We start from the raw sequence: 12,622 nt of genomic DNA, 5'->3' as shown, positions 1-12,622 counted from the left end.
TTCTATAACCTTACATTGAATGTTTGCATGGAAAAACTATGCTCGAAGCATTTGAGGCAGCTTCAAAATGAATTTATCTCATGTCTAGGCTACTGAGAGCAGGCCATGGCAAAACTGAAGTTTCTATTTAAATGACTTCAGATGCAGTACTAGAAGGGTTTAAACCTTATCAAATGGTCTCAGGCTTTTAACAGTATATTCGATCAATCACTCTAGCTGGTCCAACTGCTTACAAGCGATCAAATTAAGATGTACAAACTGTTCCCAAGAAATTTTTTGTTTAAAGTGTTGTTCATAATAGATATCTACTCGACATACTTCTGGACGATTTTCGTAAATTTTACATAAATGGGAATTCAGATCATGGTGATAGCAAATACCATCACCACGATCTAAAAACTTTGTCAATTCTGATAAATTAACGTGCCTACAACAGGCTCCACACTGAGTACATGGAAAAGCTATCAATTTCTAACCAATCCTAATAACCAATTTTGCGTACTTTCAGCATTTCCCATTTCAAATGGAAGTTTGATTTCCTGTTTCTCTATTTCTTGCTTTAAAAGTATATTACGTTCCAACTCAGAGCTAGAGTTTGTAAGTTGTTCTGTAAATTTTGAGATTTCATCAATATTTAATCCAAACTCTAATTGAGTCAATTCGAGAATATAGTGATCTAACTCTTTATTAATTTCTTTGAAATTATCTAAGACTTTTTCATATTTAGTTTTAATTCGATCTAAATAAGCCCAAAAATTCTGCATTATTTCACTTTGTTCAATGAAATAATTTAAAGCCAAAATTACAATACCACTTGTCAAAGCGCTAGCGAAGTCAACAACTAAATTTCCTAAAGGCATTGAGTTAAGAGCAGCTAAACCTTCATGCATAAGCATACCTACGATTATGCCAATACTTGCTGAAAGAATTTTAAAAGTGGCTTTAGTTAACTCACCAGTCGATAAGTTCTCTGGATTAAAGAATGCCATCTTCATGACTTTGATCAAATTTAACCAGGTCTCTCTTATAATTTTCCCCCAAAACTTTGTTGTTGTAAGAAAAATATTTAATACCGTTGTAGAAAGACTTGCAAAAACACCTGAAATTGTTGCATCCCGAAAACTAGAAACTACATCCTTAAACCGCTGCTTTACACGTTCAATAATATTTAAAACCGTATCTTTTAAATCATCTAAAAAGTTTTTAATTCTAAATTCAACTGTTTTATACTTCACGTATATAGAAGGAATTACCGCTTTTATTTCAAACCAAATTTCAGCAAGTATAAGTCCTAATGTCTCCCTTAAACCCATTTTTAAACCAGCAATCCCCGCTGATGTTAAGCTTGCCTTAAAAAACTTAGTACTTTGATAATAACTATTTATCTGCTTCTCAGTTTCAGCTCTTGCCTTTTCATCAACTTTTTTCATGGATTCACTATCAACTTGTTTAAGCTCATCCAATGATTGCTGTTTTTTTCTAATTTTATCTTGAACTTGCTGAAACTCATGCCGTTCTTGAGGTGTAGATTGTGGCATTCCATGAAGCTTCTGATTTAACTTACTTAATTCAATTTCACGATTATTAATTGTTTCGGGTAAATTATTTAAAAATTTATCAACAGAATGCTGTTTTTTAGTTCTATTTATACTGCTAGCCGTTGACGATAAATTTGAGTCTTGATTAGCTAATGCTACTCCATCCAGTCCAGCTAGCATTCTTCCAGCATCATTATGAATCTCATGCGCCGAAATAATATGATCCAAATCACGGTTTTGGCCTTTTGATAGATTTTTATCTTTACGATATTTATCTTTCAAAGTCCCATTTTCTTGCGCTTGTTTATCATTCCGCCCTTTCTGAATATAATTATGATGTTGATGATAAGCAGCCGAAGCATATTTTTCACGATTTTCATACTTTATCTTTTCCGCTTCTGTTGCCCATATGTCTTGTCTGACATTTTGAATCGTATCAACATCTCCACCTTTTTTATCTTCAAATAATAAAAAATCAAGACCAAAGGTAGTCACTAAACTTTTAGTGACAACTTGGTTAATTTCATCTGACCAATCAAATGTTTTTGATGACATATCTGTTCCTAATATAAGAACTCCTCCTGTGTTGACAGGAGGAGTCCTTCATACTTTAAAATTATGTTATTAACGCTTAAAACCTTCATGGGTTTCTTTTAAAACTTTCTCAAGACCTTGATGATCAAGTACTTGCATACCATGCTCGTCTACAAGAATTTCTGCATTACCATCTTTGTCTAAAATAGGCTTACCTTTATTATCTTGTTTTACCTTGAATAGCGGCGTAGAAATCATTTTTGCCATAATTGCAGCTAAACTTGTACCATTTTCAATGCATGTAATCGTCTCTTCCGAAATGCTATGTATTTTTTCCTGATTACCCTCTTTTAGTATTTGATTAATCTCTTTTAGCTTTTCAAAATACAAATTGAAGACGCTATATATTTTAGTTAATTCATTATAAATTCGGTCTGCATAAGATTGGACTCGCAATAACTGCTCTTGTGCAATCTCCATTTTTGTAACAGCTTGGTCAACTTCGTAACGGATATCTCTTGCTTTATCTAGCGCTTTAGAACCATGAATCGCATAAGCAATACCAGCTACAGCTAATACAGGAGCAACAACTGCGCCTCCTAGCACCATAGCACCACCAGCCATTCCCCAACCGCCAGCAGCTAATGAACCACCACCAATAGCCGCCATAGTAGCATTATATGCAGCGACACCAGATAAAGATGCTATAGATGTCCCTGTAGATGCGGCTCCAAGAGCCATAACGCCACCGTATACAGCAAATCCCGCTGCTGCTCCCGAAACACCACCACCAACAACAGTTTTCAAATAGTCAGTTGCTGTAATAGCAACTTCCTTTATTTGATTTAATTTATGCTGGGGAATTTGAATTTTTGTATCGCTATATTTTTGAAAATTATTATTTTTTAAAATTTCTTCTACTAAACGATCAAACTTATCAAAATCTGAACCTATTTTGAGCTCTAACTCGCCTAAGCTTTCTAATGACTGACTGGTTTTATTATTTACTTCGTCAAGAGCTTCCTTATGCTTTTTATAAATATTTTTTGAGCGTTCAATAATATCATCTGCAAGACTTTTGTCTTGATGACCATCATAAGCTTTTTTAGCTCCAACCGCTGTCGCTGCAACGGCAGCCCCAATTAAAATTAATGGTAATGGCATGGTTTCCTCTCAATTACTACTAAGTAATTATTTTTAATAATGACTAAAAATATGAATTTATTTTAGAGCAGGATTATGCAACTTAATTAACTTTTAAATTCTCATAAATGAGTTCAAATTAATAAATGATTACCTACTCTAAAAAAGATAAAAATCTCAAACAAATTTAAATACTTTTAATATCTTCCATAGTTTCATAACCTCTATTTCTTAACTCTTTTCGAGCTGCTACCGCTTTAATAGGTGAACGCTGAGCTTCTGTAAGGCAAATTTTAGCTAGTTGACGATCACTGAGATCAGGCATTTCTTCCGCATATTGAGCAGATCTTTCTTTTGCTCCTTCATACTGAGTTTTAGCTTCTTTAGCTGCATATTCTCCTGCTACTTTTGCTACTTGTCCCACTTTATTCCAAAAACTCATTTTATACCCTCGCTTTTTTACACATTAAATTTGATAAAAATTACATTAATTTTTCTTGTCAAGAAAATGAATTCCCCACATTACAACTATTGCAAGCCACCCTAAAGGACCAAGAAACAATAAAATTATTGTAGCTAAAATACGTCCAACCGGATTACCAGATTTCCATAAAGCTGCAGCTTGACCAGCGGCCTTATCCCTATCTCTATTATTCATTAACCTACCCCCTCATTTACTTTTAAGTTAAAGTTCAAAAATCTTATTACCCATCATAAAGTCATCAAATTCATTTTCATTTTTAAATGGCAATTCATGTCCCAAATATTGGTATAACTCTTGATAAGCGATAACGATTTTATTTATTTCCACAGAATTCAAAGATGCTTTGATCTGAACAAAAGACTTATTAAAAATTTCTTTCCGTTCTTTATCTTCCTGCTCAATTAAACTATCTAGCTGAGCAACTTTTTCTTCAATAAGCGGCAATACTTCTTCACAAATCCGTTCAACTTCCTGACGACGGATTCGAGCAACATCTCGTGTGTAAAATACAGAACCCGTAATCTGTGCAGCTTTTTCAATTAAACGGAAAATTGTTACAGTTACTAAAGCTGAAACAAATGAAGTAATCACAACAGAAAATACTTCTGGAATACCAATGCTAATTAAATATTGATATAACCCCACAATAAAAGTAGTTACTGCTAAAGCAGCGATTGCTTTAGAAATATTCAAAATTGTTTGGAATAAGGATTTATTCTCACCTGTAATAAACAACCATATTTCATCGCAAACAACTTTGAAATACTTACCCCCTTTCTGAATCGCTTGGTAGATATTTTTATAAAAGCCTACAATTAATCCAACAACATAATCAATTGCAGATTTTGATAGGTTTTTCAAAAAGCCTTCTTCAAATATTTCTTTAAATTTTTGCTTAGTGTCATTGATCACATTTTGAAGTCGCGCAGAAAAATCTATATTCTGATCTTTCCATGCTTGGCGAATTTCAGCGACACAACGCCCAACCATATAGGTAATCGCTTGTTTTATACTAATGTCAGTGTGTTGAATCACTTCATGAGTAACGAAATACCCCTTCTCATGAAGTTCTGATTCAGCAATCAAAAAATAATCTGCTAAGTTCTGTAAATTCTCTTTAGCTTTTTCTTCATCAGAAAAAGTTATAATCACACTCTCAATCCAAGTTCCCTGTAAAGAAACTGAACGTCTAGAAATTTGTCCTGCTACTAGCTTTTCTAATACCGCTTGAGCAATTACATCGCCCAATTCTGCACGATCCAACCAATATTCTTTAGCTTTTTCAAAATCTTCTAAAGGTACAACCAATTTGTCATTGTTTTCTAAATATCTCTCTGCTGCTAAATGAGTGAAGCTTTTTATAGATTTATATTGTGCCTTTTCACCATCTAGTATTTTACCTTTAGCAAATGCTACAACATCTGTCACATTATCATTATAATTTGCTGCGCTCAGAATCGAGTCTGAAAGCTTTACACCTTGCTTTTTTAAATTATAAAGATAGTCGGCTGTTACATATCTTTTGTAAGTTTTAGAAATAGCTTGATTTAAATTATTAATAAACACATCTCGAACCTCAAATAGGTTTCCCTGTCTATTTGGATTTTGATTATGACTACCTGATTTGGTGGTTAATAAGCTTTGTAGCTCATCTCTATATTGCATAGAAGCATCTAACAACTTTTCACTGCGTTGCTCTAATGTCCAAGATAAATCAATATTAAGCTTTGTTGAGATATCATCTACAAAGATGTGCAATACCTCATCAAGATATGTCATAACCATTCCTTTTAAATATGATCAGAAGTTAGAAGTCATCTGACTCATCTAGACCTGCAAAAAGTCGCTCGTTCAATTGTTGTTTTTTCCCTTCTAGTTGTTTTAATTCTTGACGATATGTATTTAACTCTGGAGTTTTAGCTCGTTCAAAGTTACGGGCAACCTCTTCTGCCTGATCAAAACGTTTATAGAATTTTTCATCAGACTCAAAAATCCCTTTCGTCATGTTTCCAGAGACATCCCACTTTTCACTAATTAAATCCTCAATTCTTTCAATACGCTCTTGAACTTTAGAAATTTTATTTTCAATTTCTAGTAATTCAGCCGATGCTTCTTGGGTCATGTTATTTCTCCTTAAATACTATTTAAACGATCAACCAAATCTTTAGATTGATCACGGACATCACGAATTGCTACATCTAAAGCACCATTTTCTTTAATTAATGGAGCTTTAACTAATGCAGAAATTCCTCCCATACACAAAAACGCATTTGCCAATATAGCTTTTTCTGCTTGAGTAAATGTTTGATAATCATCTTTGTGTTTACGTATTTTTTCTATCTCTGCGATTAACTCATCTGCAAATTCACTCAATTGCTCAATTAAACCTGCAATCGCATGAGCAGCATTGCCAATAGCACGTGTTGTTTTGGCTGCAATCATTTTTTCATTGTAAATTGCATGTGCTTTAGCTAAATTTCTTTTTGCATCATCCACAGCTGTTTCGGCACTTGCAGCTAACATTGCACCTCCAACCGCTAAAATTGGACCAGCAACAACTCCCCCTAAAACAGCCATCCCTCCTGCCATCCCAAAACCACCAGCAGCCAAACTTCCACCACCTAACCACGCTAATGTGGCATTTGTTGCGGCTGCACCACTAAGTGTACTAATCGCTGTTCCAGTTGAAGCAGCAGCCAACATTTGTGTACCGCCATAGGCAGCTAAAGCTATTAATGCCCCACTTGCTCCTGCTGTACCTACTCCGGATACTATTTCAGGTAATGAAACAGATAGTCTATCTAACTCTAATAACCTACTTTCTACATCAACACCTTGTAATTCAGGTATTTGACTAATTTCAATATTTTTAATTCCCTCTAAAGCTTTCTTAAAAGGGATATAGCATTGCTCAACCACGGCAATACGTGTTGCTCCCAAAATAGTTAAGCGCTCGTTAGTTTTTACTCTCATTTCTTCAAGAGTTTCATCAGCTTCATCTAATTTATTTTCAGCCTGACGAAAAATTCTTTTAGCTGTATCAAATCCAGCTTTAGCATCCGATCCTTTTTTAACACCATAAGCTCCTGCTGCTGCTGCTCCAACCCCGATTAATAATGGTACAAGTGGTAATACCATTTATATATTCCTCTTATTAAAGTTCTTTACACATTTTTTAAATCTATATGTTTTAAAATCAATTAGAGCTTATGTATTCCTTCAATCCCTTTTCCATCTCATTTTGTAATCTTCCTGGATTTACAATTTTAAGATGTGGAATCCAAAACCGGATTAGAGGCAACAGCTGCATATCATGATTAATTTTAGAAGAAACCAACAACCCACCATCCCCCAACTCTCTTACAATTTGTTGCTCAGGTAGTATTGATCTCTGTTTAAAATAAAAAGCAACCTGACTATCAATAGATAAAATGATTTCCTGTTTATCCTGTCCGAACCAGATGCTGTCATCATCTTCCACAACTTTTACAATATCTTGATCTGGAATAAATTGAGGATATTCATGCGTAGCGTGCATAAGTTGAATATGTGAAATGCGATAAGTACGTAATTGATCTTTTCTAACTGCTGCCAAATACCAGCTACCATGATGATGAATCAAGCGATAAGGTTGAACCAGTCGAGGTTCTCCTTTATATATAAAACCAATTTGTCGCTGCTCTTGAATTGCTTTTCCAAGAACTTTGAATAGTTCTTTAAACTGACTAGCATCTTCAAAAGAGTAACCCTTAGCACTATAAATCTGATGTGCTCGACTATCTAAAAGCTCACGCAGAAAAGACATATCCAATGAGGGATACAAATGACTAATTCCTGAGAGCTGTGCAAAATTACGGATATCCTTTGGAGCAATTTTTCCCAAATAATTTGAATCTAGGTAAAATTTTTTATTTTCATTATCCTGTAACAAAGGCAAATAAGTGTTAAGGCGATCAAAATCTCTCGAAATAGTACGTGTACTTACCCCAAACTCAAATGCCAGTTCTTTTATACTTAACTGATACCCCATATTTAACTTTGTTAAAATATTTGCTAGTCGGTCAGCTAAACGCTCATGAATAGAATCATCACGTTGCATAAATTTTCTCTAATTATTTAAAACATATACCAAACTTTTAAAGTTTTGATATGCTTGAAATATAACACATTAATAATACAAAAAATCACACCAAATCACATAAAAAAAATTATTCAAATTTAATTACCATATTATTTAGTTTTTCTAAATAACGTTCTAGGTGTAACATTGCTGAATAAAACTTCTTTAATTCATCCCACTTTATCTTCCCAAGTATTAACGCTCTAAAAATACGCTTCAATGCTTTCATCTTTTGCTTAATAGTAAATGGATTAGGGCATATTTTCATGTGAGCTTCCTTTTAATTTTGCTTGACTGCGGTAACTAATCAATTGAAAGATGAAAATAAGATATGAAAATGACAGGAGATGTCATAAAGCTTAAAAATTGTTTAATTTCTTGAATATCTACTTTTCTTATTTGATTTTTTTGCTGAGATGGTGGCAGATGAACTGCCACCTTACTCATTAATAAATTTAATTTTTATAATTGCTTTGACCCAATTATTACCTCAATTAAAACCCGACATAGAACTTCTCAATCAACTGTCTCGTTTTCGCCAACAAATTGGTCAAGACATTATCTCGCTCAAACAACTTCACCTTAAAGTTAGGTAATTCCTTCATTTCTTCTTTACGTGGCAAGCGTTGATTAAACTCATAATTATCCAAGACCTGCTTCATCGCTTCAGGTTTTAGATTTTCTTGCTCACAGAAATGCTGGTAAGCCTGTTCTTTTTGTACATCCCAGAACTGAGCAAACGCCGTTTGTACACTTTGCCCATTAATCATTTTTGGGATGTTTTCTTCAATGAACTTTTGAATCAAATCTTGCTTATCATGCAAGCTAACATCGCTACCAATCAGATCATGTACTTGAGCTTCATACTTCTTACGCTGCTCATCTGTTTCAGCATTCACCGCCATCTGTAACAGTGTCAGGATATAACCTACATTGATACGGTCACTGTGCAATAGATCTAACTGAAAATCGACATCATCTAGCACTGAGACTTTTTCTTTCTTAGTGGTCTTACGAATATCACGACACAGGTCTGCATATTTCGAAGCGAAATTAGCAAAATGCTGCTTGTCTAATACAGTCTGGTCTTGATCGTATTCCACAAAAGTTTGCAACTGTGCGTTGTAACGCATGACTTCACGAAACGCTTTGATGAATTCGAGTTGCTGATCTTCTGTGACAAGATCATCTACAGCCTGATAATCAGCAGTGATACTGAATAGCTTTTCCACTGCATTGGCATAATCTTGCTTAATTTCCTCAAAGCTCGGTACCAATACGGTCTTTCTGGCTTCTTTATTGGAAAACAGTGCTAATGCTTCATCCGTGGCACGTTTCAGATTGCGGAAACTGATGATATTACCAAACGGTTTTTTATCGTTATAAACACGATTGGTACGTGAGAATGCCTGAATTAAACCATGGTATTTTAGGTTCTTGTCCACATATAGCGTATTGAGGGGCTTTGAATCAAACCCCGTCAGGAACATATTCACCACTAGCAGAATATCAATCTGCTTTTTCTTCACCCGATCAGCAATGTCACGATAGTAAGCATAGAAACTATCGCCCGAATTATAGTTGGTACCAAATTGGGCATTGTAATTGGCAATATAGCGATCGAGCTTGTCACGGTTAGACTGATTAATTTGAGTTGGGGTGTCTGTAGATTCTTCCTGTATTAGTCCATTCTGATCTACAGTATCGACTGCTTCATTAGCACCGTAAGAGAAAATCGTCGCAATGGTCAAAGGTTTAAACAGTCGGCCTTGGGCTTCATCTTGCTGTTGCTTTTCCGCTTGGACTTTTTCAAATAAATCGTAGTATTGGGTCAAGGTATCAACTGAACTCACACAGAACATCGCCGTGAATTCACGGTTCTTGGTTTTGGTGTCATGTGTCTCAACGATATAACGTGCGATCATTTCCAGTCGTTGCGGATTGTCATATAGCTCTTGAGTATCAATACCCTCAACATCATCGTCATAGTCGAGATTGTTCTGCATCCCTTTGGCGGTATATTTGCCACGGTAATCAATTTGGAACTGCAATACGTTCCGATCCCGAATCGCATCGACAATCACATATTGATGTAAGCACTGATTGAACAGGTAATCAGTTGTCAGTTTTAATCCTGCTTTGGATTGGCTGTTTTCCTCAAAGATTGGGGTGCCTGTAAAGCCAAACATTTGTGCATTACTAAAGAACTTTTTAATGTTTTGATGGGTATCACCAAATTGACTACGGTGACATTCATCAAAAATAAACACCACTTTTTTGTCTTTCAGGTAATTGATGGATTCCGCATAACGGTCATTGCTAATAGCGCGATTCAGCTTCTGGATGGTAGTGACAATCAGCTTGTCATGGCGTTGATCGAGCTGTTTCACCAAAGTATGTGTGCTGTCAGTACTGTCCACACTTTCGGCTTTAAAGGCATTAAACTCACGTGATGTTTGGGTATCGAGGTCATTTCGATCCACCACAAATAACACCTTTTCCACATCAGGCATTTTCATGATGAGTTGACTGGCTTTAAACGACGTCAGCGTTTTACCTGAACCTGTGGTGTGCCAGATGTAGCCATTTTGCTGTGAGTTCTGTACATGCGCAATAATCTTTTGCACAGCATAAATTTGGTAAGGCCGTAACACCATCAAACTTTTACTGGTTTCCAGCATCACCATGTATTGAGTCAGCATTTGCGTGAGGTGTACATGATTGAGAAAAGCATCGGTAAAATCGACAATTTCATTGATGTGTTTGTTGCTGACATCAGCCCAAGGAAAAGCAAACTCGATGCCTGTGGTGCCATTTGAGTAATAGCGGGTATTGGCACCATTACTGATGATAAAGAGTTGGATAAAACCAAACAGCCCTTGCCCTGCCCAATACGCTTCACGGATATAGCGTTGAGTCTGATTAAAGGCTTCGGCAATTTCCATGCCGCGTTTTTTTAGCTCGATCTGTACCAAAGGCAAACCATTGACCAAGAGCGTGACATCGAAACGGCTGGTTCTGCCATTATAGTCGCGGTGGTCGATAGTGATTTGATTGGTGACCTGATATACGTTTTTGCTTGGGTCATCTGATAAAAAGAAGATGTGCTTGCTTGAACCATCATCAAATTTGACAGGAAACTGGTCACGTAAGTTTTTAGCCCGTTCAAATACCGTGCCTGTATTAAGAAAGCTAATCACCTGCTTCCATTCGGTTTCTGACAGTGGCGCAAGTCCGTTGGCACGTTCAATTTGTGTTTTGAGATTAGACAGTAGTTGGCGTTCATCCTTGATGGTAACGGTTGCATAACCCAGTCCTTGCAGTTGTGCAATCAGTTCATTTTCAAGTTGATATTCGCTTTGTACTGTCATTTCATCCTCTATTTTCTAAACTAAATTTTATACTTTGTTCTATTTTGAATTTCTTGATACTTCATATAACAATTTCAACCGATCCACTGTCATGGGAATACCATTTTCCTGTCGATGCAGCATTGCATGACAATTTGGGCAAACAGGAATTAAATCCGTTTCAGGATTGACCTCATAACTCTCTGAAATTTGATGTAATGGCGTTATGTGATGCACATGAATAAAATCTTTAGCGAAAATGCCATAAGTTTCTGCAAAACTCATCTTACAAATTTCACAGCGCGTTCCATGAATTTCTAAACATTTGGCACGTGCTACAGGATTACGTTCATAGCGATTCACTTGAACAGTTTGCTTTGCACCTTCAGGAAAGCTTTTATTTTCAGTGTCAGCTTCATCTGGGTAATCTGTAGCAATAGACTCGTTATTAAACTCATTCAAAATATGTGCTAAAAAAATGCGGATTGGATCATTCGGAGCTTTGTCCCGATCTGTACGGCGACCTTGAATTGGAGCTTCAGGGATTAAGTTGTTCTGGACAAAATAATCAAAGGATAAAGAGGCTTTATCGACTTTTTTTAATTTTTCAAAAACAGCATAGCCCTTAATACTATCCAGTTGGGTTCTATCTTTCCAGAATGCTTTTTGAGCGAGAGGATATTCTGACTTATCTGCTTGCCCAATCACTTTGAATTGATACATGACTTTAGATATAGGCTGAGTCACATAGACATGAACAATGTCATTGAGCTGGAGTCCTTTGCCCTCAGTCGTGGCTGAGTTTTTCCAATAAATTGTGGGTAAAGCATCAAAGGCTTTTTCTAAATCAAATTCATCGTAATTAACAGTAACTAACCAATTCGCCATAACAATTCCCCTTACACAAACATCTACCGCAACAAGCCTTTTTTAAGTCTTTGGCTTGTACAAATTTTTTAACGAAACAGCTTTAATACTGAGTTTCACATTTGACTGCTTTCGCAGGTGTAATATTTTTTGCTGAAACAAGCTGGGTTAAGTCTGATCCTTCTGTTTCTACAACAAACAAGTTGTAATCTTTAATGGTAATGGTTGCCTTACCCTCATACTTGCAATAGTCTTTTTTAATGGTATCTGGCAATTTAAATGTTTTTTTGGCTTGTTCAAAATTGCTAAAGCAGAACCATGCGATTCGTTCATCACCTTTTGGGCGAGGAATATGTGCAGATGATTTTTGATCTGGTTCAAAGCAAATCCCATCGCCCATGTATTCTAAATATTCAGGGTCTAAATTACGTGAGTAAGTTCCTGTTAAGGTCACTTTTCCTTTGTAGTGCTTAAAACCAGAAATATCTTTTTGATATTTAAAGGTTTGAGCCTGTGCCAAGATTGGCAATGTCATTAAAGCAACAAGTATAAATTTTTTCATGATTGATCCTATTTTAAGTTTTAT

Annotated in this window: 13 protein-coding genes; all 13 read right to left on the bottom strand. The window is 35.7% G+C overall.

Annotated elements, in window-relative coordinates:
- Positions 1 to 207: 207 nt before the first annotated feature.
- Complete coding sequence (locus MN200_RS03910) at positions 208 to 408, bottom strand: YkgJ family cysteine cluster protein (RefSeq protein ID WP_347565866.1); 201 nt, start codon at positions 406 to 408, stop codon at positions 208 to 210.
- A gap of 56 nt (positions 409 to 464) precedes the next feature.
- Positions 465 to 2,093, bottom strand: a complete 1,629-nt coding sequence (locus tag MN200_RS03905) for a DNA repair protein (protein ID WP_114392418.1) — start codon at positions 2,091 to 2,093, stop codon at positions 465 to 467.
- 69 nt (positions 2,094 to 2,162) lie between these two features.
- Complete coding sequence (locus tag MN200_RS03900; RefSeq protein ID WP_114392420.1) at positions 2,163 to 3,236, bottom strand: chemotaxis protein; 1,074 nt, start codon at positions 3,234 to 3,236, stop codon at positions 2,163 to 2,165.
- Positions 3,237 to 3,402: 166 nt separating this feature from the next.
- Positions 3,403 to 3,657, bottom strand: a complete 255-nt coding sequence (locus tag MN200_RS03895) for a hypothetical protein (RefSeq protein WP_114392422.1) — start codon at positions 3,655 to 3,657, stop codon at positions 3,403 to 3,405.
- Between the two features lie 45 nt (positions 3,658 to 3,702).
- Positions 3,703 to 3,873: a hypothetical protein gene (locus MN200_RS03890; protein ID WP_162788938.1), complete on the bottom strand. Its 171-nt coding sequence runs from the start codon at positions 3,871 to 3,873 to the stop codon at positions 3,703 to 3,705.
- A 27-nt stretch (positions 3,874 to 3,900) separates the two neighbouring features.
- Positions 3,901 to 5,478, bottom strand: a complete 1,578-nt coding sequence (locus MN200_RS03885; protein ID WP_114392424.1) for a hypothetical protein — start codon at positions 5,476 to 5,478, stop codon at positions 3,901 to 3,903.
- Positions 5,479 to 5,506: 28 nt separating this feature from the next.
- The gene (locus MN200_RS03880; protein WP_114392426.1) at positions 5,507 to 5,821 is read right to left on the bottom strand and encodes a hypothetical protein; all 315 of its coding nucleotides are present in this window, start codon (positions 5,819 to 5,821) and stop codon (positions 5,507 to 5,509) included.
- 11 nt (positions 5,822 to 5,832) lie between these two features.
- Positions 5,833 to 6,837 carry a hypothetical protein gene (locus MN200_RS03875; protein WP_114392428.1) on the bottom strand — a complete coding sequence of 335 codons (1,005 nt, stop codon included), beginning with the start codon at positions 6,835 to 6,837 and terminating at the stop codon, positions 5,833 to 5,835.
- Positions 6,838 to 6,895: 58 nt separating this feature from the next.
- Positions 6,896 to 7,798: a WYL domain-containing protein gene (locus MN200_RS03870; protein WP_242760096.1), complete on the bottom strand. Its 903-nt coding sequence runs from the start codon at positions 7,796 to 7,798 to the stop codon at positions 6,896 to 6,898.
- A 109-nt stretch (positions 7,799 to 7,907) separates the two neighbouring features.
- Positions 7,908 to 8,087, bottom strand: a complete 180-nt coding sequence (locus tag MN200_RS03865; protein WP_114392432.1) for a hypothetical protein — start codon at positions 8,085 to 8,087, stop codon at positions 7,908 to 7,910.
- Between the two features lie 226 nt (positions 8,088 to 8,313).
- Complete coding sequence (locus MN200_RS03860) at positions 8,314 to 11,190, bottom strand: type I restriction endonuclease subunit R (protein ID WP_242760095.1); 2,877 nt, start codon at positions 11,188 to 11,190, stop codon at positions 8,314 to 8,316.
- Between the two features lie 39 nt (positions 11,191 to 11,229).
- On the bottom strand, positions 11,230 to 12,057 hold the full coding sequence (locus MN200_RS03855) for an HNH endonuclease (protein ID WP_242760094.1): 828 nt from the start codon (positions 12,055 to 12,057) through the stop codon (positions 11,230 to 11,232).
- An 82-nt stretch (positions 12,058 to 12,139) separates the two neighbouring features.
- Entirely contained in the window at positions 12,140 to 12,598 is a 459-nt protein-coding gene (locus MN200_RS03850; protein ID WP_242760093.1) for a hypothetical protein, read from the bottom strand.
- Positions 12,599 to 12,622: the final 24 nt, after the last annotated feature.

Origin of the sequence: Acinetobacter sp. LUNF3 (genome assembly GCF_022699605.1) — a bacterium.
Taxonomy (GTDB): domain Bacteria; phylum Pseudomonadota; class Gammaproteobacteria; order Pseudomonadales; family Moraxellaceae; genus Acinetobacter; species Acinetobacter johnsonii.
Note: the sequence above shows the minus strand (reverse complement) of the source record. Positions and strands in the feature narration are given on the sequence as shown.

Excerpts from the sequence above, each read along its gene's own strand:
- MN200_RS03880 (WP_114392426.1), bottom strand. The coding sequence starts at position 5,821 with ATGACCCAAGAAGCATCGGCTGAATTACTAGAAATTGAAAATAAAATT.
- MN200_RS03855 (WP_242760094.1), bottom strand. The coding sequence starts at position 12,057 with ATGGCGAATTGGTTAGTTACTGTTAATTACGATGAATTTGATTTAGAA.
- MN200_RS03860 (WP_242760095.1), bottom strand. The coding sequence starts at position 11,190 with ATGACAGTACAAAGCGAATATCAACTTGAAAATGAACTGATTGCACAA.
- MN200_RS03850 (WP_242760093.1), bottom strand. The coding sequence starts at position 12,598 with ATGAAAAAATTTATACTTGTTGCTTTAATGACATTGCCAATCTTGGCA.
- MN200_RS03885 (WP_114392424.1), bottom strand. The coding sequence starts at position 5,478 with ATGACATATCTTGATGAGGTATTGCACATCTTTGTAGATGATATCTCA.
- MN200_RS03865 (WP_114392432.1), bottom strand. The coding sequence starts at position 8,087 with ATGAAAATATGCCCTAATCCATTTACTATTAAGCAAAAGATGAAAGCA.
- MN200_RS03895 (WP_114392422.1), bottom strand. The coding sequence starts at position 3,657 with ATGAGTTTTTGGAATAAAGTGGGACAAGTAGCAAAAGTAGCAGGAGAA.
- MN200_RS03900 (WP_114392420.1), bottom strand. The coding sequence starts at position 3,236 with ATGCCATTACCATTAATTTTAATTGGGGCTGCCGTTGCAGCGACAGCG.
- MN200_RS03890 (WP_162788938.1), bottom strand. The coding sequence starts at position 3,873 with ATGAATAATAGAGATAGGGATAAGGCCGCTGGTCAAGCTGCAGCTTTA.
- MN200_RS03870 (WP_242760096.1), bottom strand. The coding sequence starts at position 7,798 with ATGCAACGTGATGATTCTATTCATGAGCGTTTAGCTGACCGACTAGCA.
- MN200_RS03875 (WP_114392428.1), bottom strand. The coding sequence starts at position 6,837 with ATGGTATTACCACTTGTACCATTATTAATCGGGGTTGGAGCAGCAGCA.
- MN200_RS03905 (WP_114392418.1), bottom strand. The coding sequence starts at position 2,093 with ATGTCATCAAAAACATTTGATTGGTCAGATGAAATTAACCAAGTTGTC.